The 19,503-nt window shown below is 70.4% G+C and carries 18 protein-coding genes and 2 pseudogenes; 10 read left to right on the forward strand and 10 right to left on the reverse strand.

Going from position 1 to position 19,503, the window contains the following annotated elements; all coding sequences use genetic code 11:
• Positions 1-23: 23 nt before the first annotated feature.
• Positions 24-806, reverse strand: coding sequence for a glycerophosphodiester phosphodiesterase (locus HD597_RS22685; RefSeq protein WP_253744692.1), 783 nt, complete (start codon positions 804-806; stop codon positions 24-26).
• A gap of 290 nt (positions 807-1,096) precedes the next feature.
• Here HD597_RS22685 and HD597_RS22690 point away from each other — a divergent pair, with 290 nt between their 5' ends.
• Both HD597_RS22690 and HD597_RS66845 read left to right on the forward strand, forming a co-directional pair.
• Positions 1,097-2,173 (forward strand): LLM class flavin-dependent oxidoreductase, encoded by a 1,077-nt coding sequence (locus tag HD597_RS22690; RefSeq protein WP_253744693.1) that lies wholly within the window; start codon positions 1,097-1,099, stop codon positions 2,171-2,173.
• Between the two features lie 432 nt (positions 2,174-2,605).
• Positions 2,606-2,732 (forward strand): annotated as a pseudogene (locus tag HD597_RS66845) (DUF4158 domain-containing protein); the annotation flags it as partial.
• 385 nt (positions 2,733-3,117) lie between these two features.
• Here HD597_RS66845 and HD597_RS22700 read toward each other — a convergent pair.
• Complete coding sequence (locus HD597_RS22700) at positions 3,118-3,909, reverse strand: maleylpyruvate isomerase N-terminal domain-containing protein (RefSeq protein ID WP_253759450.1); 792 nt, start codon at positions 3,907-3,909, stop codon at positions 3,118-3,120.
• A gap of 695 nt (positions 3,910-4,604) precedes the next feature.
• Positions 4,605-6,464 (reverse strand): serine/threonine-protein kinase, encoded by a 1,860-nt coding sequence (locus tag HD597_RS22705; protein ID WP_253744695.1) that lies wholly within the window; start codon positions 6,462-6,464, stop codon positions 4,605-4,607.
• Positions 6,465-7,297: 833 nt separating this feature from the next.
• Between HD597_RS22705 and HD597_RS22710 the strand changes: the two are divergent.
• Positions 7,298-7,442, forward strand: a pseudogene (locus HD597_RS22710) (RNA polymerase sigma factor ShbA); the annotation flags it as partial.
• A 72-nt stretch (positions 7,443-7,514) separates the two neighbouring features.
• Here HD597_RS22710 and HD597_RS22715 read toward each other — a convergent pair.
• Positions 7,515-8,627 (reverse strand): NAD(P)/FAD-dependent oxidoreductase, encoded by a 1,113-nt coding sequence (locus HD597_RS22715; RefSeq protein WP_253744696.1) that lies wholly within the window; start codon positions 8,625-8,627, stop codon positions 7,515-7,517.
• 298 nt (positions 8,628-8,925) lie between these two features.
• The gene (locus HD597_RS22720) at positions 8,926-9,156 is read right to left on the reverse strand and encodes a hypothetical protein (protein WP_253744697.1); all 231 of its coding nucleotides are present in this window, start codon (positions 9,154-9,156) and stop codon (positions 8,926-8,928) included.
• 298 nt (positions 9,157-9,454) lie between these two features.
• Between HD597_RS22720 and HD597_RS22725 the strand changes: the two genes are divergently transcribed.
• Positions 9,455-9,808 (forward strand): DUF2809 domain-containing protein, encoded by a 354-nt coding sequence (locus tag HD597_RS22725; protein ID WP_253744698.1) that lies wholly within the window; start codon positions 9,455-9,457, stop codon positions 9,806-9,808.
• 253 nt (positions 9,809-10,061) lie between these two features.
• Complete coding sequence (locus HD597_RS22730; RefSeq protein WP_253744699.1) at positions 10,062-10,223, forward strand: hypothetical protein; 162 nt, start codon at positions 10,062-10,064, stop codon at positions 10,221-10,223.
• A 40-nt stretch (positions 10,224-10,263) separates the two neighbouring features.
• Here HD597_RS22730 and HD597_RS22735 read toward each other — a convergent pair whose 3' ends face one another.
• A complete protein-coding gene (locus tag HD597_RS22735) occupies positions 10,264-10,863 on the reverse strand; it encodes a TetR/AcrR family transcriptional regulator (RefSeq protein WP_253744700.1) in 600 nt (199 codons plus the stop codon).
• 97 nt (positions 10,864-10,960) lie between these two features.
• On the opposite strand from HD597_RS22735, the gene HD597_RS22740 reads away from it, so the two are divergent.
• Complete coding sequence (locus HD597_RS22740; RefSeq protein ID WP_253744701.1) at positions 10,961-12,451, forward strand: carboxylesterase/lipase family protein; 1,491 nt, start codon at positions 10,961-10,963, stop codon at positions 12,449-12,451.
• Positions 12,452-12,868: 417 nt separating this feature from the next.
• Here HD597_RS22740 and HD597_RS22745 read toward each other — a convergent pair whose 3' ends face one another.
• Positions 12,869-13,144, reverse strand: coding sequence for a hypothetical protein (locus HD597_RS22745; protein WP_253744702.1), 276 nt, complete (start codon positions 13,142-13,144; stop codon positions 12,869-12,871).
• Positions 13,145-13,722: 578 nt separating this feature from the next.
• On the opposite strand from HD597_RS22745, the gene HD597_RS22750 reads away from it, so the two are divergent.
• Positions 13,723-14,298, forward strand: coding sequence for a GNAT family N-acetyltransferase (locus HD597_RS22750; protein WP_253744703.1), 576 nt, complete (start codon positions 13,723-13,725; stop codon positions 14,296-14,298).
• Here the strand turns inward: HD597_RS22750 and HD597_RS22755 are convergent.
• Positions 14,289-14,567 (reverse strand): hypothetical protein, encoded by a 279-nt coding sequence (locus HD597_RS22755; RefSeq protein WP_253744704.1) that lies wholly within the window; start codon positions 14,565-14,567, stop codon positions 14,289-14,291. The genes HD597_RS22750 and HD597_RS22755 overlap by 10 nt on opposite strands.
• Between HD597_RS22755 and HD597_RS22760 the strand changes: the two genes are divergently transcribed.
• Complete coding sequence (locus tag HD597_RS22760; protein WP_253744705.1) at positions 14,566-15,036, forward strand: DUF6292 family protein; 471 nt, start codon at positions 14,566-14,568, stop codon at positions 15,034-15,036. The two genes, HD597_RS22755 and HD597_RS22760, sit on opposite strands and share 2 nt — an antisense overlap.
• A gap of 175 nt (positions 15,037-15,211) precedes the next feature.
• Here HD597_RS22760 and HD597_RS22765 read toward each other — a convergent pair whose 3' ends face one another.
• Together HD597_RS22765 and HD597_RS22770 are read right to left on the reverse strand one after the other, a co-directional pair.
• A complete protein-coding gene (locus HD597_RS22765) occupies positions 15,212-15,409 on the reverse strand; it encodes a hypothetical protein (protein ID WP_253744706.1) in 198 nt (65 codons plus the stop codon).
• A gap of 343 nt (positions 15,410-15,752) precedes the next feature.
• A complete protein-coding gene (locus tag HD597_RS22770; protein ID WP_253744707.1) occupies positions 15,753-16,958 on the reverse strand; it encodes an MFS transporter in 1,206 nt (401 codons plus the stop codon).
• Between the two features lie 72 nt (positions 16,959-17,030).
• Here HD597_RS22770 and HD597_RS22775 point away from each other — a divergent pair, with 72 nt between their 5' ends.
• Together HD597_RS22775 and HD597_RS22780 are read left to right on the forward strand one after the other, a co-directional pair.
• Positions 17,031-18,002 carry a GlxA family transcriptional regulator gene (locus HD597_RS22775; protein WP_253744708.1) on the forward strand — a complete coding sequence of 324 codons (972 nt, stop codon included), beginning with the start codon at positions 17,031-17,033 and terminating at the stop codon, positions 18,000-18,002.
• 337 nt (positions 18,003-18,339) lie between these two features.
• Positions 18,340-19,500: a carboxylate-amine ligase gene (locus HD597_RS22780; RefSeq protein ID WP_253744709.1), complete on the forward strand. Its 1,161-nt coding sequence runs from the start codon at positions 18,340-18,342 to the stop codon at positions 19,498-19,500.
• Positions 19,501-19,503 lie beyond the last annotated feature (3 nt).

A 19,503-nucleotide genomic window follows, 5' to 3' on the forward strand; every position in this document is an offset into this window, starting at 1 on the left:
CGTTGCGACAGGCCGGCCCACCCTCATTGGCACTTGCCCACGAGCCAGGACCGCAGCTGGGACGGATAGTCGGTGGCGATCCGCCTGGCGCCGCTCTGGAGCGCCGCCTTCCACGCGTTCTCGTTCAGCGTCCAGGAGGGCGGCGGCTCCTCCCACTTGGTGACGTCGGGCCAGATCGGTCCGCCGCTGAGCACCTGCGTCATGCCCGCGGCCGTCACCCGGCTCCTCAGCTCGGTGGCGATCCCGCTGTCGTGGGAGTACAAAATGATCTCCTGCGACCGGTGGTTCTCCCTGACCGGGTCGAGCACCTCCGCCCAGGCCCGCGCCTTGATCGCGGCGTCCGCGTTGAACAGCGACTGCCGCGCCTCCGGCTTGACCTCCACCAATCCCACCATGCCGGCCGACCTCATCGCGGCCAGCCATTCGCGGAAGGTATGGACGGTCTCCCCCTGGAAGGGGCCACGGGTGATCGTCCGGCCGTCGAGCTTCGTGTCGCCGCTCGCCCACCAGATCTCGGTGATGTTCTTCTTCGTGCCCGTCAACCCCCAGGTGGAGGTGTTGTGCCACATGACGGCCTTGGTGCCGTTCCTGGTGAGCTGCAGGTCGGCCTCGACACCCGCCGCGCCCCAGGCCTTGTACTGGCGGATGGCGGTGGGGTTGTTGGGCTGGCGGATCTGGTCCCGTTCCCAGGCGTTGGCGCCGGTGGGGTAGCCGCCGTGCCCGAAGATCTGCGGGCACGCGGGCAGCGCGGCGGACGGCGAGGTGAACAACGAGGCCAGGAGTAACGCGGTGAGGGGGATGGTCACGGCGCACCTTTCGATCTTGTGGTGAGCCCACGGTACGCCTCCTGCGATCATCCCGCAGCCGCCCACCACAGGCCGCGCAGGTAGCGGCCTGTGCGGCCTGCCGTTTCGGCCATGGCATCCCACGCCTGAGCGACCTACAAGTCCTGCTGAGCCTGGGCGCGGTGTTCGGCGGCCTCGTAGTGTGCGTTCCGGACGTCCCTCGCAGCCCGCTCGGCACCGATTTCAACGTGCCCCGTCCACCGTCTGGTGTCAGGCTGGGTACGTTCTACTCTCTGTGCCCTGGAGGTTTGATGCGTGCAGGCGTCGTGGTCACCGCACACCCCGGTGTGGAGGATCTCGCTGTCCAGGCCGAGGAGTTGGGCCTGGACAGTTTCTGGGTCTACGACACCCCGATGGTCCACGGCGACCCCTTCATCACCCTGGGGCTTTGCGCGAAGGCCACCAGCCGCATCAGGCTCGGCATCGGCGTGACCTCACCGGCGCTGCGCTCGGCCCCGGCCGCCGCGAGCGCGTTCGCCAGCCTCAACGCTCTGGCGCCGGGCCGGATCATCTGCGGGATCGGCACCGGGAACACCGCCCGGCGCACGCTGGGCATGCGGCCGACCACGGCGGCCACGCTGGAGAGCTTCACCGCCGCACTGCAGGACCTGTGCGCCGGGCGCACCATCGAGTACCGCGAAGGTGATCGCGCCCGCGATGTCCGGTTCCTACACGTCGGGGCGCGCGTGAACACGGCCGACCCGATCGAGTTCGTCGTGGCCGCGCTCGGGCCGAAGGCCGCCGCCGTCGCCGGCCGCCTCGGCGCCGGCCTGATCTCCTTCGGCCTGCTGGACCCCACCGCCTGGCGAGCGCTTCATGACGCCCGCCGCCGCGCCGCTCACGACGCGTCACGCGCCCCCGGTTCCCGCACGAGCTCGTACGTGGTCACCGCGCTGCACGTCCTCGGCGAGGACGAGGACCCCCGCGGCGACGCGGCCCGGGACGCAACCGGCCACATCGTCCTGCCGCTGCTGGCCTTCGCCGCAGACACCGCCGCAGACACCGCCGCCGACGCACGCCCCTTCGCCGAGCAGCTCGGCCCCGAGGAGCGCGAGGTGGTCCGGCGGCTCCTCGACCGGCGCGGCACCACCGCCACCGCGCCCGACCGGCACACCAAGCTCTACCTCAACTATCTCGAACGCATCGCGCCGGAGGACCGGGACCTGATCCTGCCCTCACTGATGAGCACCCTGGCCCTGGTCGGCACCCGCGACGACCTCCGCGCCCGCATCACCACCCTGGAGCAGGCCGGCATCGACGAACTGCTCATCCAGCCGGTGATCGACCCACCCACCGAGATGGCCCGGTTCGCGAAACTCCTCACCTGAACGGACACCCGTGCACGCGCGGTTCGCCGACAACAGGACCTGAAGCGGCCCGCGCACGACACTCTGGCCGGCCAGCGCGTCACCGGTACGGACACTCTCACGGCGATCATGACCACCGCCGGACTGCCGCTGCACGCCGCCCGGAGCGGACCGCGTCCCGTGTGCGCGTACACGGCAAAGGGATGCAGCGACGTGAGCAGCGGCGAGGGAGCGAACACGTACACGGGCCCGGGTCGGAGTGGGTGGAACCCTACAATCCCGGCGCGAACGACCGCAGATAGGCACCGCCGTCGCTGTGGAGCTCTCCGGCGACCTGACCCCGCAGCAGGCGGCCGACCCCCCTGGCGCAGGACGGGAGACGTACCGCAGCCGGCCTGGCGGCCCCAGCCGCGTCGGCCAGGCGCGCCGCGGTGCCGGCGAGCGACGAAGGCGTACGGGAAGTTCGCCGAGGAGCCGACGAGGCCCGAACTGGAGCGGTTCTTCCTCGATGGCGAGGACCGGAACCCTGATCGCGAAGCGGCGTGGTGATCACAACCGGCTCGGCTTCGCGCTCAAGATGTGCGTCCAGGAGTCCCGGCACAAACTCGCCCGCGACCTCTGCCACGGCAAGAGGGGCACCATCCACCAGGCGTAACGGGACGGGATGGATGACCAGTTCGGTTCACTCGGCCTGGTCCTGAACGCCGTGGTGCTCAGGACGACCCGCTACATCGACGCCGCCGTCGTCCAGCTTCGCGCGGAGGGTCATGAGATCCGTGGCGAGGACGGAGGGCGGCCGGCGTCAGGTGCAAACCAGGCCGATCAGCATGTGAGCCGCCGCCTTGGTCAGCCGCCTCGCAGCCGTGACGGTCTACTCCCCGCGGCCCCGAGGCCACCACGGCGTGGTTGTAGCCGTTGGCGGGAGACATGCCCCGGAGCTATGGGAGGTGGCGCGTCGTCACGTCCTACTCGTCCGGGTCCCAGGCGCTGAGCTGCTCGAAGAGACGTCGGTCGCCGTCGAGCTCCAGGGAGTTGAACGGGATGCGGTCGTACAGGATGAGGACCAGCTCGCCGGCCGTGCCCTGAGCGGAGGCGGAGGCGGCGTCCGGGTCCTGGCCGTCAGCGGTGGCCGGCATGGTGCCGGGCCCGGGGAGGCGGACGGTCCGTGCGCCGTCGGCGGAGAGCGAGAGGCGCCAGGAGCGACCCTCGGAGGCGTGGAAGTCGACGACAGCGGGCTTGTGCGGCCAGGCACTTGTCGTTGCGACGCAGGTGGACAGGAACTCGTCGACACCGTCGAGCGCCACCTCGGCCGGCAGCGGCTGCGGGGCGCCTACGGTGATCTGGGCGTCGTACGTGTGCACCGCCATCTGCTGGAGCTGGTGCCGGGCTACGGCACCGGAGGTCTGCGGCGACTGCGACGTCCCCCACCACGTCCAGCAACCGCGATCAGGGCCGGCCTTCCGCAGTGCGTCCACCAGTTGCTCCGTGGACTCCGCCAACCAGGCCAGCAGGGCCTCGCGCTCCCGAGGCGCAGCCGGGGCGCCCTCCGCTGCGGACTTGGCCGGAGCAGGCCCCGCGGCGACGGTGGCGGCCCAGTCGCGGCGCCCCTCGCCGATGTGCTGCGCCAGATCGAACAGCGTCCACTCGGGGCAGGTCGGCACCTGTACGTCGAGGCTGGGCGCGGAGGCGACCGCGGCGCGGAAGGCAGCCGACCGTTCCTCGATCAGTCGCAGCAGAACGGGGAACTCGAGTGTCATTGTCACCCTGAATCTCTATCACCGCGTTCCGGCAACCGAAAATCGATTTTCCAGCCGCCATCGCGGGCGACCCCTCACCACCGCGGAGAAAAAGAGTACCGACAGCGCACCGGAGGACCTGCCGCCGCACCGCCGCCTGCTGCACCCCGTACGATCCGACGAACCCGACCGGGCGTCCCACTCATCTTGAGAGATCTTGGTCTCGCTCGAAATCCTCGCGCTTGAGCAGTGAAAGGAGTCGGATCCCAGCTGCGGCCAAGGCCTCGGCGCCGCCTTCCTGCCGATGACGTCGGCGCCCTCGGCCAGCCGGGCAGTGCCACAGGACTTCGCTGTCTTGCGCACGACCGCGCAGGGCAAGCCGGCGCGCCGCCCCAGCGCCGTGACCACCGCGATGCCGCCCATCTCCAGGCCCGCCAACACCTCAGTCCCCCGGATCGGCCTCGAACTGGTACTTGTCGAAGTACTCCTCGGCCACTCGTCCCGAACGCAACACGAACCGGCCACTCAACCGGCAACGGTCACGAACCCGACGCGCGAGATCCACATCAGTCACAACACGAGCATCCTGAACTCACGGCGGACGTGCCAGCCGGACTGAGGGACTTTCGTCGCGAACATGTTGAGAAACGTGTCATGAGCCCCGAACGGCGTCCCGTTCGGTCGTGGGAGGCGACATTGGCGGAACCTGCGCCGCCTTACTCGCCGGATTCGGCAGGTGGTTGCTCGATGTCAAGGAGTCGCCGGTAGAGCCGGCGGGCCTGCTCCGGATTCCCGGCGCTGTGTTCCAGGTGGGCCCAGCCGTTGAGCGCCTGAGCCACCGCGTCGGGATCGCCGGTCCCGGCGGCCTGCTGAAAGAGCGCGCGGGCCTCATCCAGGTTCCCGGCCGCCTTCTCCAGCGAGCCCAGGTTCACCAACGCCTGCGGGGCTATGCCTGGCTGGCCGGTCTCGGCCGCTCGCTGCCAGAACCCGCGAGCCCGTTCCACATCACGCGCATCGTCATACTCCAAACAACCCAGACAAATAAGCGCCTTGGCCTTCTGCCAGGGATTACCCAATCCGGCGGCCTCCTGGAACAGCATGCGCGCCTCATCCAGCTTCCCGGCCGCCTTCTCCAACCAGCCCAGGTCGATGAGCGCCGCAGCCCTCAACTCGGGATTACCGCTGACCTCGGTAGCCTGCTGGTAGAGCTTGCCGGCCTGCTCCATATTCCCGGCGCTGTGTTCCAGGTGGGCCCAGCCGTTGAGCGCCTGAGCCACCGCGTCGGCATCGCCGGTCCCGGCGGCCTGCTGAAAGAGCGCGCGGGCCTCATCCAGGTTCCCGGCCGCCTTCTCCAGCGAGCCCAGGTTCACCAACGCCTGCGGGGCTATGCCTGGCTGGCCGGTCTCGGCCGCTCGCTGCCAGAACCCGCGAGCCCGTTCCACATCACGCGCATCGTCATACTCCAAACAACCCAGACAAATAAGCGCCTTGGCCTTCTGCCAGGGATTACCCAATCCGGCGGCCTCCTGGAACAGCATGCGCGCCTCATCCAGCTTCCCGGCCGCCTTCTCCAACCAGCCCAGGTCGATGAGCGCCGCAGCCCTCAACTCGGGATTACCGCTGACCTCGGCGGCCTGCTGGTGCAGCTTGCCGGCCTGCTCCGTATCCCCGGCCTCCTCTTTCTGGGGCAGGCTGATGAACGCATCGACGGGTGCCTGTTCGAGCCGGGTGATCATCGTGGTGATTGCAGGCGGGAGCCATCGCGTGGCGCCCTCAGCCGGTGCGGTCAACCGATCGAGAAGATCGTCGAGGCTGGGCCGGTTCTGGGGTGTCTTGGTCAGGCAGGCGCCCACCAGGTCAGTCAGGTCGCTCGGCAGGCCGGCCAGGTCAGGATCGTCATGGAGGATGCGATACATGATCGCGTGAGAGTGGCCGTCGCCGAACGGGCCGCGGCCGGTGGCGGCGAACACCAGCACCGCGCCCAGGGAGAACACATCGCCGGCAGGGCCGACCTCATCGCTTCGGATCTGTTCGGGGGACATGAACGCCGGAGTGCCCATCACGGCCCCCGTGGCGGTGTGGGAGGTGGCGTCCCAGGCGCGGGCGACGCCGAAGTCGATGACTCGGGGACCGTTGGCGGCCAGGATCACGTTGCCGGGTTTGAGATCACGGTGCACGAGTTTGCAGTTGTGTATCGCGGCCAGGCCCTCGGCCAGGCCTGCCGCCAGCACACCGACCGCGGCGGGCGGCAGCACTCCGTGTGCGGCGACGGCCTGCTGCAGGGACGGGCCGGGAATGTAGTCAGTGGCCAGCCACGGCTGATCAGTGTCGGTGTCGGCGTCCACCACCTGCGCGGTGTAGAACCCGCCAACCAGCCGGGCCGCCTCCACCTCGATCGCGAACCGGCGCCGGAACCCTTCATCGTGGGCCAGTTCCGGTCGCACCACCTTCACCGCGACCGGCCGGCCACCCCGGGAACGGCCCAGGAACACCTGTCCCATACCACCGCCGCCCAGCCGCCCCTGCAGCCGGTAGGGGCCCACCTGGCGCGGATCATCCGCCCGCAGCGGCTCCATACGCCACCCTTTCGAAGAGATACGCGCGACAGACCCTGATCTTTTCAGGAAATGAATCTTCTGTCCCGTGTTGTCGCCCAAGCCCACCTCGGCCGTTCCGCCCCAGGGACAGGACCGCCGTCGCCGCAGCACTTCACGTGGGACAACCGCACGCGGGAAGCTGTGCATGCTCCCCAGAGGCATACGGGACCGCGCAACTTCTGCTGAGCAGGGATGTCGCACCTTGCTCTTCCGCTTGTCCTGTCCGATGGGCACGTTGGCGCCGGGTGGCCAGGGTGTCGGGGTGTTCCGGGCCTGACGCGTGCAGGTGGTGCGCGTAGGTGTCGCGCTGGATGGCCGGACCGGTGGTGCGGTCGCCGCTGTCGTCCAGATAGTCGAGTATCTGCTGCAGGCCAGGTGAGTCCAGGGGCAGGGCGGTGCGGGCATGGGTAAGAAGCCGCAGGTAGGCCGACCAGGTGGCAACGTGCGGGCATCGTCGGGAAGGGCGGCCTGGAGCAGGGCCGCGGCCTGGCACCTGGGCGGCATCGGGCAGGGGCCGCCGCGGCGGTAACAGGCCGCCGGCGAACACCATGCCCTTGGACAGGCCTCCGGTCACGGCAATGGTCCGCCCGCCACCGCGTCCAGCGAACGTGATCACGCCGCCACCGCTCATCACCGCCCCCCGTTACGACGCTGTCGTCACCGATGACGATCGCGTGCTGGGCGGGGCACTGGCGAGATCTCCGCTCGCCCGGGGATTGGCCACTCGACCGTCCGCGTCCATCGCGAGGCCGCCCGTGACGTGCTTCGCCGAGAACTCGGGCCAGGCGTCCCGTTCATCGATGAGCTGGGCTATGGCGGACACCAGCCCGGCACTGGAGGTGCAGCCTGATGGATGCACAGTCTGCCGCGTCAGGGGAGATCGCGGTGCCATCGAATCCCTGCTGGGCGAGTTGCGTCCGATGGTGGTGCGGTATTGCCGCGCCAGGCTGGGGAACGGCCTGGGAATGGGAGCGCCGGGCCGGGACGGCCATGCAAGTCGATCCTGCGCTTCGATGGGCCGGTGCCGTGTCACCGGGAGAATCGCTCCGGGCGGAAGTCCGCGAGCATCTCGTCTCTCTTCCCGGTGAGGATCTCCGAGGCGAGCAGCCGGCCGAGGACCGGCCCGAGCGTGATGCCGCTGTGGGAAACGGCCTCGAAGTAGCCCGGCACCGCCGGCACCGCCCCCACCGAGGGGTATCCGTCGGCCGGGATCGGCCGGTTGGACACCCGGGTCTTCACGATGCGGGAGTCTCGCAGCTCGGGAACGACGTGCCGCGCCGACTCGTGGAGCAGCCGGGCGAGCTGCGCGGGATCTTCGCCTGTGTCGATGAGGGCGTCGACCTCGCGGCTGTGGAGGAGCATCGAGGCGTCTCCGTCAGGGCGCAGCTCGAGGTGAGGCGCGTGCATGACGTGCTGAATCGGGACCCGGGCACAGCTGATCCGGGTGACGACGCCGGGTTCGTGGCGCATCGGGAGGTGCCGTGAGAGGAGCCCGGCGACGTGGGCGGCGCTGGGGCCCGCCGCGTTCACGACGATGTCGGCGTCGAGACGGCTCCCGTCGGACAGCGTGACCGTCCGGACGCCCCCGCCGGCACCCGTGCCGAGGTCGCGGACCGCGGTGCCGAACCGGTGCTCGGCGCCGGACGCCACCGCCTGGCCGACCAGGCGGCCGACGAGGTGGCGTCCGTGCACCCAGGCTTCGTCGGGGTAGAACACGGCCGGGACCTCGACGGGCATGGTGAGAGCGGGTTCGAGGTGGCGGCGCACCTCGGCCCCTGTGCGCACCTCGACCCGGTAGTCCCAGCGGGCCAGCAGCTCGGCTGTCTTCAGGAGCTTCGCCTCCGCCGCGGGATCGTCCGTCCAGCGCAGGTGGCCGCTGGGGTACCACCAGGTGTCCGCGCCGATGGTCCTGGCGAGCTGACGGTGCTCGGCCATGCCCGCGACGTTCAGGTCGAAGTAGGACTTGCGGGCGGTCTTGTTGCTGGCGTTGACCCAGGAGAACGACCAGTCGGTGACGCCTTCGCCCGGCTGAGCCGCGTCGATGAAGATCACCTTGGCGCCGTGCCGGGACAGGTGCCACCCCACGCCGGCTCCGAGGATGCCCGCTCCGATGACGGCGACCTTCATGGACTCCATTCTCATGCACGCCCCTTTCCCATCGTGACCACGGCCCGTCAATTCACCATGCTGGTGGCGAGGGCCGACTGGATGCCGGGAACACGCTCGTGAAGCCAGTCCCCCCGCACTCGTACTCCCAGATGAGTGCCAGCAGCATGGAGAGCAGCCGGTGGTCGGCCAGGTGCCGTGACGCCATGCCCGACGACCTCGATCGGGAGGATTCCCGGGGGAAGCGCAGCGCGGCGTTCGAGACGACCCCCGGACCACTGCCGGCCGTCTTCCCGGCCCGGCGCTCCACCCCGTGCGGCTGCGCTCGGCCGGGCTACTCGCCGCCGTCATAGCTGGATGCGCCCGGGTCGCCGTAGCGGCCGATGGTGTCAGCGCTGATGGTGATCGGGATGCCCACCGCCAGGGCCGTGACCAGGCCGGCCAGCAGGCCCCAGCCCTCGCTCGTGACGGCCGCCACCAACAGCCCGACCGCGAAGCCACACACGCCGCCGAACAGGCCCACCCCCATCAGCAGCAGGCCCAACCACTCCAGTGCCGCCTTCATCGCTCGCCGAAGCTCATCGGCCTCACCTCCTCTCCACTGTAGGAGGAGACGGCCCGCTCGCCCATGGGCGTCTTGCTTGAGGCAGCCGGGTGAGCGGCACGAGCGCGGGACTGCGCGCTTTCCGACTGCCCTCAACACGAGAATCTCTCACAGCAAGTAGTCGACCGGATGCACGAATTCAGGTACCACGGTCGCTGACCTGCCGCCATCAGCATGCCTCCAGAAGGGACGAGCTCTATGATCAGGTTCGTCCTGATCGGTGAGATTCGGAGAAGATGTCGATCACATGCGCCGTGCCATGGTCCTTCTGGGTGGCGTCGCCCTTGCCGTCGGCGCGTTCGCCCTCTTCTACCGGGGCCCGGGACAACCGTTCATCCGCGGTTACGTGAGCGACGTCGGCGCCACCATGCTGGTCTACGCGCTCTTGGGGCTGCTGTGGCGCACCAGCGCCGCGCACCGCACCCTGGCCACGGCCGCGATCGCCGCCGCCGTCGAGATCTACCAAATAGTCGGCATGACCCCGCCGGGCTTCGGCGGTGTCCTGGTCGGCGCGTTCCCCGACCCATGGGACCTGGTCGCCTATGCCATCGGTGTGGTCGCGGCCCTGGCCTGGGAACGCCGATGGATCCGATCCGGTGATCAGGCCGGCTGACCCTCGGACTCCACCCCACCGGCACGCTGACGGTACGGACGCCCCACAGCGGCGGTGACCGATCAGGCCGGGACGAGGCGCCGACATGGCTCGTGATGCACGGACGGCAATGACATGCGGTGAAGTCAGGCCGCCCAGCCGCGCAGCGCGGCGGCCGATCGGGCGCGGTCGTAGCCCAGGCGGGCGCGGCCGGTGTGCGGGCAGAGGTCGGCGGCCGCGTCACCCCGAGCCGAACGGCGCCCGGAAGTTCACCATGAAGGACGGCGCGCAGGTTCCCGTTCCTCCCCATCTGGAAGGGTGCATCGAGAAGGGAGCGACCTGGTCGGTCTTCACTCGCGTCGCGATCGGCGTCGTGGACCAGGCCGGGGAGCGGCCGGGGAGCGGCCGGGGAGCGGCCGGGGAGCGGCCGGTCTAGAGCTGATCTCGTCCTCACCTGCCCCTGCGCCCGGGGCAGGTCACGTACTCCTGAACAGCCGGTCCAGATGCACGTCGATCGCGGCGAGCGCGTCCTGGGGCTCGATCACGTCGAGTTCGATCAGGGAGGTGAAGCCGGTGAGGGCGAGGAGCAGGTTGGTCTCGGTCGCCGGGTCGCGGCCGGAGTCGATGTGCCCGTCGGCGATCGCCTGGCGGACCAACTGCTCGACGAGGGCCCGCCCTTGGACGAGGCCGCGGCGTGCCTGCTCGTGCACGGCCTCGTCGTGCAGCGCCTCCAGGACGTAGGCGGCGCTCATCCGGCTGGTCGCGCGGGCGTCGGCATGCAGGGGGAGCATTTCCGCGAGCGTGAGTCGCAGCACGTCACGGGGGTGCGGACGGTCACCGAGCTTTTCGAGCCCCTGGTGTACGCGCACCGAGGTCTGCTCGGACGCGAAGTCCATGGCGAAGGAGAGCATGGCGGTCCGGGAGGCGAAGTAGTGCTGCAGCTGCCCGAGTGACATGCCCGCCTCCTGCGCCACCACGCGCATCGTCAGCTGTGTGACGCCGCGCTGCTCCACGACCCGCCACAGTGCGCGGGCGATCGCTTCGCGGCGACCGCGGTGATCCACCTGTTTCGGCATCGCCGGCCCCTCCCTCGTACCCCGGGACTTTTCCAATACAATTGACATAATACACCTGACCCGTAACCCTGGGATCCATTCGAGGGAAGGAATCGTCATGTCCGGACAGCCAAAGGTACGGACCACGGAAGGCGTGGTGCAGGGGCGCCGGCGGCAGGGGCACGCGGTGTTCCGCGGCATCCCCTACGCCCAGCCCCCGGTCGGAGCGCTCCGCTTCGCCGCGCCCGCGCCGCCGCACCGCTGGGAGGGGACGAGGCAGGCGGTCGAGTTCGGCCCCGTGGTGCCGCTGTCCCTGCCGATCGACGTGCCCCCGCAGGGCACCGACTGGCTGACGCTCAACGTCGGCACTCCTGATCCCGGCGCGGCGGGACTGCCGGTGCTGGTGTGGATCCCCGTGGGCGGCTACCTCTCGGCGGCGTCGAGCGACCCGATGTACGACCCGGCAGCGCTGACCGAGGCGGGAGTCGTCGTGGTGACCATCAACTGCCGCGTGGGCGCGGAGGGATTCGCGTTCCTCGACGACGTGCCGCCCAACCGCGGATTCCTCGACCAGATCGCGGCGCTGGAGTGGGTGCAGCGCAACATCGCCGCCTTCGGAGGCGACCCCGGCCTGGTCACCGTGGGCGGGGTGTCCGCCGGGGCGGGCTCAGTCGCCGCTCTGCTGACGATGAAGCCCGCGCGCGGCCTGTTCCGGCGGGCCATCGCCCATTCGGTGCCGGGGCTGCACAGCACCCCCGCGCTGGCACGCCAGGTCACCGCCGCGTTCGCGGACCGGCTCGGCGCGGCGGCCCCCACCGCCGAGGCCCTGCGCGACATCGACCCATGGCACCTGGCCGCCGAGCTCACCTCCTTCAACGCCGGCCTCCACGCGCACCGGGAGAGCTGGGGACGCCTCACGGAGACCGGCACCGCGCTGTGCCCCGTCGTCGACGGCGAGGTCCTCCCGGAAACGCCCTGGCCCGCGCTGACCGACGCGCGCGCGAGCGGGACCGAACTGCTCGTCGGCCACACCCGGGACGAATTCCGCTACTTCAGCGTCATGAGCGGACGTTACGGCACCTTCACCGCGGAGGACGCCCACGCAGCCCTGGACCTGCACGCCCCGCAGCCGGACGGCGCGCGGGCCTACCGTACCGCGTTCCCGCAGGCAGGCCCGGAGGAGCTGGTGGAGACGGTGTACTCCGACGCCCTCTTCCGCATGCCGTCACAGAAGCTGGCCGAGGCGAACGCCGCAGCCGGCGGCACCTCGTACCTGTTCGAACTGTGCTGGGTCGCCCCGGCCCTCGGCGGCATCCTGGGCGCCTGCCACAGCCTCGACGTGCCCCTGGCGTTCGGCACGCTGGACAGCCCCGTCGGCACCCAGCTCATCGGCGAGGAGCCCACTCCCGAGGCCGTCGCGCTCTCCCGCGAGCTCCAGGAGGCATGGGTCCGCTTCGTCACCACCGGCGACGCGGGCTGGTCCGCCCACCGGCCCGGCGAGCACCTCACTCGCCTCCTGGACACCGAGTCGAAGACTCTGCCCTACCCCGAACAGGCGTCCCGCCAGATCTGGGAAGACCACTCCCCCGCCCCCTTCGATCTCTCGTAATGGTCCGGGTCGGCTCCCACGACTGCGACGCCGCCACTCACCTGCCCATCGGGGACAGCGCGAGTTGGCGTACAGCCAGGCAACACCCGGCCCGCTCGGCATTCCAGGCTGTAGCAGAGCGTGCAGCCCTCGGCGGCGGCTGCCGGCGTCGCGGTGATCGCCGTGATCGTGCCCGCTGCTCAGAGTGCAGCGACGGCCAGCAGGACGCCCGGCGCCCGGCGCCCGGCGCCCGCGTGAGGATACGCATGGGTTTCAGGAACGGCGTCCGGGGGCCGGCGATCCTGCCGAGGTAGCGGGCGCGGGCGGGCAGCTCGGCGAGCTGCCCGACCGCGAGCGTCTCGGCCGTGCACGGCGCAGACGCGACAGTGCCCGCCCCGGCGCTACGGTGGAAGCGAGCCCCGGCGTGCAGCCGTGGGCCTACTTCTTGGTGAACGTCGCGAGCTCCGCGACCACCTCAGCCGGCTGGACGCGGGCCTCATTGTGCGCGCCACCGAAACACATTCTGGTGGGCTCCCAGTTCACGCTGCCCACCAGGGCGATCTCACCTCCGGCTTCCGTGCACGTCTCGGGGGTGACCACCTTGCCGAAGCCGGGAACGTCGACGGGATCGGTGGCGGCCGACGCGGCGGGCGCGAGAATGATCGTGGCGGCGGCGGCCAGCAGGGCGCTGGTGGCGCGGACGCGGATGGGCATGAGTTCCTCCGGATCAGAAGACGACTCTTCGCGTCTACCCGCACCTCGCACCGTTCACTACTGTCAATGATCAGTCAGATACAAGCAGTAGCCGCCGCGAGCTTGCGAGAACGCATCGTTCCCGGCTCCCATCAGCACCGGCCGGCGCGAAGCACATCGTCGCCGCGGGCTACGAGCGGGCGAACCGGTAACCGGCTTCCAACGCTTGTGGAGCCCTCCCCGCGGTGGCTGGAAGCGTCGGTCCCGTCCGCCGTCTGTCAACAAACAGTGTTGCGGGGTTGTTGAACCGCCGGGGTTGTGGAAGGAGCTGCTGAAGGCTTCCAGAGGGTTTCACGCCTCGCCAATGCCCTCCACGAGGCCCCCGGACGGAGCCGGCGACCCCGCCCGCCCTGTGACACCCGGCCAATCCCGCCCCGGCCTCCGGGCCCGCTTGATTTTCAGGACGCGGGTTTCCGGGAGCCCTGGTCGCTTCGGTGTCCTGTCGGTTCCTGCAGGGCGATCGCCGCGTCGTTGTCGGAGCGGTCGTCCGCAGTAATCCGTTTGTGTATCACCACAGCCCGCTGTCAGTATGAGGGCCCATGCGTCACCCTCTTGACACGCTGGACTGGCCGATTTTCACCGAGCGGCTGCTGTTGCGCCGGGCCGCCCCCGACGACCTGGACGCGACGTGGGTCTTCCGGCAACTGCCGGAGACTCACGAATGGGTCGCGGCCGCCACAGAGACCTACGACGACTACCGTGAGCGTTTCCTGCGCGAGGAGCGGCTCGTAGACCTGCTCATCGTCGAGCTGGACGGCCGGGTGATCGGCGACCTGACACTGAAGATCCAGGACGGCTGGGCCCAGGAAGAGGTCGCTGACCAGGCGAAAAGCGTCCAAGGAGAGCTCGGGTGGACGCTCGATCCCTCCTACGGCGGCAAGGGCTACGCCACCGAAGCGGTACGCGCCCTCATCGACATCTCCTTCAGGAGTCTTGGCCTGCGCCGCCTGCACGCGGACTGCTTCTACGACAACGAACCCTCGTGGCGGCTGATGGAGCGGGTCGGGATGCGCCGCGAACAGCACACGGTGAGAGACTCGCTCCACCGCACCAAGGGATGGCTGGACGGTCTCTCATACGCGCTCCTGGCCGAGGAATGGCCCGCTCACGAGTGATTACGGCGAAGACGCTTGGAAGCCCTCGCCGGGACGAAGATCACGCTGTCACTCGTGCACGCGGCCGCTCTCCTGCCGGCGCTGCGGCTGGAACCCAAGAACGCCACCGCACCGGCACGGCTCAGTGCGAGAAGGTCCTGCTCGCCGTCACCCAAGACGGCAAGAAGCTCGACCAGCAAGAGGGCTTCGCGTGCGGCCTTGGCGGTGGTGGTGGCGTCGTTGAACAGTCGAGAATCCGGTCCGGCGCTGGTTGAAAGGATCGTGGTCATGGGCACGCGGGAACGCGCCGACGCCATCGGTTACGGCCGGGCTGTAGCGAACGCGCTGACGGCGGTGGGCATCGAGAACAGTGGTGCCACACCGGCCGGGGAGCCGGGCAAGTTGAAGCGTGCCCTGAGCATCTCGCTCCTGGAGCTCTACTGGCATATCCCGGACTTCGGGAACTCCGTCAGGATGAGCCTCGAATGGGACGAGGAACACGGGTGGGCGTTGCTCGACGTCAACGAGCCCGGTGCCGTGCGCGGTCACGCCTACACCTACCACGACCTCGACCTGGGTGTACTGCCTGAACCGGCCAAGGTGGCACGGCTCGTCGACTCGGTTCTGGCCGGTGAGGAGCGTTTGAGCGGCGGGTGTCGCCGCAGGTACCGCATGGCCATCAAGCACAACCTGGACTTCGAAGCCGCTCTGGCTGCCTATCCGGCCAGGCTCCCAGGCGATTCCGGCGCACCACAATGATGTGAACGAAGAACCATCACCCATCACCCGGCTCCGTCCCCTCCGCCTCCTTCGTCCAGCGGGCGAGGTTGCGCCGGGTGATCAGGATGTCGGGGTGGTCTGCACTTGGACGCGTTCGCGGAGAAGGAGCAGGGCGGCGAATTGATCGCGGGCGGCGGCTGCTCCCGCCTCCCCGTCAATGGGTCCGGGCCGAGCGGGACATCAGGTCCAGGCGCACAGGGGTGCTGTCGAGGTGCTGCCAGCCGATGTCGCGGCGGGTGGTGATCAGCACGTGGCCGTGGGCCAGGCGGGCCAGGTACGGCTCGACGTCGGCGACCTCCTCGACGTTGTCGAAGACGACCAGCCGGCCCGGGTGGGCGGCCAGCCGGCTCACCGCCCAGGCAGCGGCGGACCTCCGGGGCGGCGGCCTGCGCGGGAGGCGCCGCGACGCCGGCCGGGATCAGCAGAACCGGAAGCAGGTCCGTACGAGGAACGCAGGTCCGCCAGACTGCCGAGCGCATCCTGGCCGACCACCCGCGCTACCAGCCCCGCCCTCCCGCCGCTGGTGGCACCGGCGAGGTCAGCAACGGGGTGAGCATGACGGGGCATCCACCGGTTCGGAGCGAGCGGGGCGGACGGGTGACATCGGCCGACGGCAGGCACCGGAACTGGCCACGGGGGGTGGATGTCGGAGGAATCGGCGGACGGGTGCTGCGCCTCGCGGCCGACGTGGGAGGCTAAGCCGACGAGCCGGCCGGGACCGGGGCCGGTCGGGCTCCGGCCTCCTGCGGCTCCCGGCCCAGCCGCCTGACCGGCCTGATCAGCAGCAGTGCCGCCACGACGCCGGCCGCCACCAGCGCCGACCCCAGCATGAAGGTGCGCGGTTCGACCAGCGTGGCGATCGGGCCGGCCAGCGCCTGACCCACCGCCATGCCCGCGACCGACCCGGCCACCTGGTAGGCGTTGACCCGGTTGAGCACGTCCGGGGCGATCTGTGTCTGCACGCTGGTCGACCACATCACCGACCAGAACGCCCACGCGCACCCGCCGAGCAGGTGCCCGGCCATCAGCGCCGGCAGCGGCAGCCCGAGGGCGACGGTCAGCGGTACGGCCACGTACCCGGTCAGCGCCACCGCTCCGGCCGCCAGTGGCCTGCGCGGCCGGAGCCTGATCGCCACCAGGCCGCCCAGGACGGTGCCGAGGCCGAGCGCGGCCATCACCCAGCCGTAGCCGGACCCGATGACCTGCGACGACAAGGGCACGGACGGGCCGATCACCAGCACGCCCCAGAACACCCAGACCAGGATGACGGACCACATCCAGCTTCTGGCCCTGAACTCCTCCCAGCCCCTGCGTAGGTCGCTCAGCAGGTCGGAGGGCTCCGGCCTGGGTGCGACGACCCGGATCAGCAGCAGCGCCACCCCGCTGACCAGGAACGTCGCGGCGTCCACCGTGTAGACGAAGACCGGCCCGCCCACGACGATGAGGACTCCCGCCAGCGCGGGCCCCGCCAGCTGGGTGACCGCCTCGGCGAGCTTCAGTGTCCCGTTGGCCCGCTGCGCGTCCGTGGCGACCAGGGGAACCATGCCGTTGACGCCCGGTTCGAACATCCCGGCGGCCGTGCCCGACAGGAACGCCATCACCAGCAGCAGGGCGAACGGCGGGGCGCCGTCCAGGAAGGCGACGGCCACGGCCCCCTGGGTGACGACCCTGACGACGTCCGCGCCGATCATCACGCGCCGGGCGCCGATCCGATCGGCGACGACCCCGCCGAACAACATGACCAGCACGGCCGACGCGGTCCAGAGCGCGAGCACGTAACCGACGCCGGCGATCCCGTAGACTTCGCCGATCGCCAGCGCCGAGGCGACGGGCATCATCGCGTCGCCGAGCAGCGAGATCGTGCGGGCACCGAAGTAGAGGGTGAAGTTCCTCGTCCACATGAGCCTCAATTCTGGATTTTTCCAGATCAGAGCACCGGTGTCCCGAATGACATCATTAGGTACATTTGCGCCATGCTCGTGAACTGCCCGGAGACGCCTCCCACGCCCTCCGGCCCGCACCGCGTCGTCGCCCTGGTCGCCCCGGACCAGGAGCTCTACCCGGTCACCGCCGCCTCGGCCGTCTTCGGCTACCACGGGCCCGACATCCCCCAGCACTACAGCTTCCGGCTGTGCGCCGAGCACCCCGGCTCCCTCCCCACCACCCTCGGCGTGCCCATCCAGGTGGACGACGGCCTCGAAGCACTCGACGGCGCCGACACCGTGCTCCTCGCGGGCTGGACCATCGCCTCCTCCCCCGCCGTGCTCGGCGCGGTGTCCCGCGCCCACGCCCGGGGCGCCCGCCTCGTCGCCGTCTGCGCCGGCATCCTCATCCCCGCGGCGCTGGGCCTGCTGGACGGCCGCCGCGCCTCCGTCCACTGGGAGCTGTCCGCCGAGGTCGCCGCCCGCCACCCGCGCGTCGTCCTGGACGACACCGTCATCTACGTCGACCACGGCGACGTCGCCACCGCCGGAGCCTCGGCCGCCACCGGCGACCTCTGCCTGCACCAGGTCCTCCAGGAGCACGGCGCGGCCCACGCCATGCGCATCGGCCGCCAGCTCGCCGCCGGCCCGCACCGCGAGGGCTGCCAGCGCCAGTACCCTCCCCTGCCCACCACCGGCCCCATGCCGGACTCGCTGGCGCCGCTGCTGGAATGGCTCCTGTCCCGCCTGCCCGACCCGGTCACCGTCGAGGACATGGCCGCCTTCTCCGGCGTCTCCGCCCGCACCCTGACCCGCCAGTTCACCGCGCAGCTCGGCGTCCCGCCCGCCCACTGGCTGCTGGAACGCCGCCTGGCCGCCACCCGCGCGCTGCTGGAGGAGACCGACCTGCCGGTCGAGACCATCGCCACCCGCGTCGGCCTCTCCTCGGCGGTCAACCTCCGCCGGCGCTTCCACACCGCCCTGCGCACCACCCCGGCCGCCTACCGCCGTTCCTTCCGCTGACCCCTCCCCCGCGCCGTCAGAGGCACGGCGAGACGTCCAGCCGCGACGCACCGGCGGCACCCGTCACCGGCCCGCTCGGCCTAACCGCTTGACCCGGGGAACACCTCCGGCCGGGCCACCTGGTTCGGGCGAGCAGCCCGGCCGGTTGAACGGCAGCCCGCTCAACGACGGCCGATCTCCCCTCGCGGGGTCCCCCGCTACCCGCGGCCCACCGCCTCCACCTCGGCGATTCCCCGCGTCAAACCTGTTCAGTGCAAAAAATCCTCACGTGCATTGGGCCGTTCTCTGGGGAGTAGACAAGCCTGGTACGAGTCGGAATGAACCGGGGGTGAAGGTCGTGGAGGGAGAAGAGAAAGCGATCCGGGTGGGAGTGGAGGAAGAGTTCCATGTGGTGGACGTCCACACTCGCCGCCTGGCGGCGCGGGCCGAACTGTTGCTGGAGGCGTTGCCCGAGGACAGCTTCGCGCGGGAGCTGCAACGTTCGACGGTGGAGTCCAACAGCGCGCCCTTCCGGCGGCTGGAGGATCTGGCGCGCGACGTGTGCGGGTTGCGCGGGCGGCTGATCAGGCAGGCCGACGAGATCGGGCTCGGGATCAGCGCGGCGGGCAGCGCTCCGCTGGTCGAGATGGGGGAGGTGAAGGTCTCCCCTGAGCCGCGCTACGAGCAGATGCTGAGCGACTACCAGCAGCTCACGCGGGAGCAGCTGATCTGCGGCACGCATGTGCACGCGGAGGTGCGCGACCCGGACCTGGCGGTCGCGGTGGCGCACCGGCTGACGCCGTGGCTGCCGCCGCTGCTGGCGTTGTCGGCCAGCTCGCCGTACTGGGACGGCGACGACACCGGGTACGCCAGCTATCGCAGCCTGGTCTGGCAGCGCTGGCCCACCGCGGGCCCGATCGCCAAGTACGACTCCGCCGCCGAGTACAAGGACATGATCAAGGAGTTGATCCGCTCGGGGGTGATCACCGATCCCGGGATGATCTACTCCGACATCCGCCCGTCGCAGCATGTGCCCACGGTCGAGCTGCGCATCTGCGACTCCTGCCCGCGGGTCCAGGACGTCGTGCTGATCGCCGGCCTGTTCCGGGCGCTGGTGGCCAGGGAGCTGGAGGCGGTGCGCCAGGGAGTGGAACGGGACGTGCACCTGGAGGCGGCCCGGGCCGCGACCTGGCAGGCCGCCCGGTCGGGGCTGGAGGGCGAGCTGATCGACCCCGTGGGCGGGGTGCCCCGGCCGGCGCCCGTGGTGATCCGGCGCCTGGTCGAAGGGCTGCGCCCGCAGTTGGAGGAGTCGGGGGACGCGGAGCTGGTCTCCGAGCTGATCGAGGAGGCGCTGGCCAGGGGCAGCTCCGCGCAGCGCCAGCGGCAGGCGTTCGCCCGGCGGGGGCGGCTGGCCGACGTGGTGGACCTGCTGCTGACCGAGACCAGGCACTGCCGGTGGGACCGGCCGGCGGACGATCCCCCGACGGATCCCCCGGCGTACCGGTCCGCGGCGTCCTGAGGA

Source organism: Nonomuraea thailandensis (genome assembly GCF_024172165.1).
Classification (GTDB): domain Bacteria; phylum Actinomycetota; class Actinomycetes; order Streptosporangiales; family Streptosporangiaceae; genus Nonomuraea; species Nonomuraea thailandensis.

What these genes read in the sequence shown, in the direction of transcription:
- HD597_RS22690 (WP_253744693.1), top strand. Translation starts at nt 1,097, where the DNA reads ATGCGTGCAGGCGTCGTGGTCACCGCACACCCCGGTGTGGAGGATCTC.
- HD597_RS22700 (WP_253759450.1), bottom strand. Translation starts at nt 3,909, where the DNA reads ATGACACTCGAGTTCCCCGTTCTGCTGCGACTGATCGAGGAACGGTCG.
- HD597_RS22705 (WP_253744695.1), bottom strand. Translation starts at nt 6,464, where the DNA reads ATGGAGCCGCTGCGGGCGGATGATCCGCGCCAGGTGGGCCCCTACCGG.
- HD597_RS22715 (WP_253744696.1), bottom strand. Translation starts at nt 8,627, where the DNA reads ATGAGAATGGAGTCCATGAAGGTCGCCGTCATCGGAGCGGGCATCCTC.
- HD597_RS22720 (WP_253744697.1), bottom strand. Translation starts at nt 9,156, where the DNA reads ATGAAGGCGGCACTGGAGTGGTTGGGCCTGCTGCTGATGGGGGTGGGC.
- HD597_RS22725 (WP_253744698.1), top strand. Translation starts at nt 9,455, where the DNA reads ATGGTCCTTCTGGGTGGCGTCGCCCTTGCCGTCGGCGCGTTCGCCCTC.
- HD597_RS22730 (WP_253744699.1), top strand. Translation starts at nt 10,062, where the DNA reads ATGAAGGACGGCGCGCAGGTTCCCGTTCCTCCCCATCTGGAAGGGTGC.
- HD597_RS22735 (WP_253744700.1), bottom strand. Translation starts at nt 10,863, where the DNA reads ATGCCGAAACAGGTGGATCACCGCGGTCGCCGCGAAGCGATCGCCCGC.
- HD597_RS22740 (WP_253744701.1), top strand. Translation starts at nt 10,961, where the DNA reads ATGTCCGGACAGCCAAAGGTACGGACCACGGAAGGCGTGGTGCAGGGG.
- HD597_RS22745 (WP_253744702.1), bottom strand. Translation starts at nt 13,144, where the DNA reads ATGCCCATCCGCGTCCGCGCCACCAGCGCCCTGCTGGCCGCCGCCGCC.
- HD597_RS22750 (WP_253744703.1), top strand. Translation starts at nt 13,723, where the DNA reads ATGCGTCACCCTCTTGACACGCTGGACTGGCCGATTTTCACCGAGCGG.
- HD597_RS22760 (WP_253744705.1), top strand. Translation starts at nt 14,566, where the DNA reads ATGGGCACGCGGGAACGCGCCGACGCCATCGGTTACGGCCGGGCTGTA.
- HD597_RS22755 (WP_253744704.1), bottom strand. Translation starts at nt 14,567, where the DNA reads ATGACCACGATCCTTTCAACCAGCGCCGGACCGGATTCTCGACTGTTC.
- HD597_RS22770 (WP_253744707.1), bottom strand. Translation starts at nt 16,958, where the DNA reads ATGTGGACGAGGAACTTCACCCTCTACTTCGGTGCCCGCACGATCTCG.
- HD597_RS22775 (WP_253744708.1), top strand. Translation starts at nt 17,031, where the DNA reads ATGCTCGTGAACTGCCCGGAGACGCCTCCCACGCCCTCCGGCCCGCAC.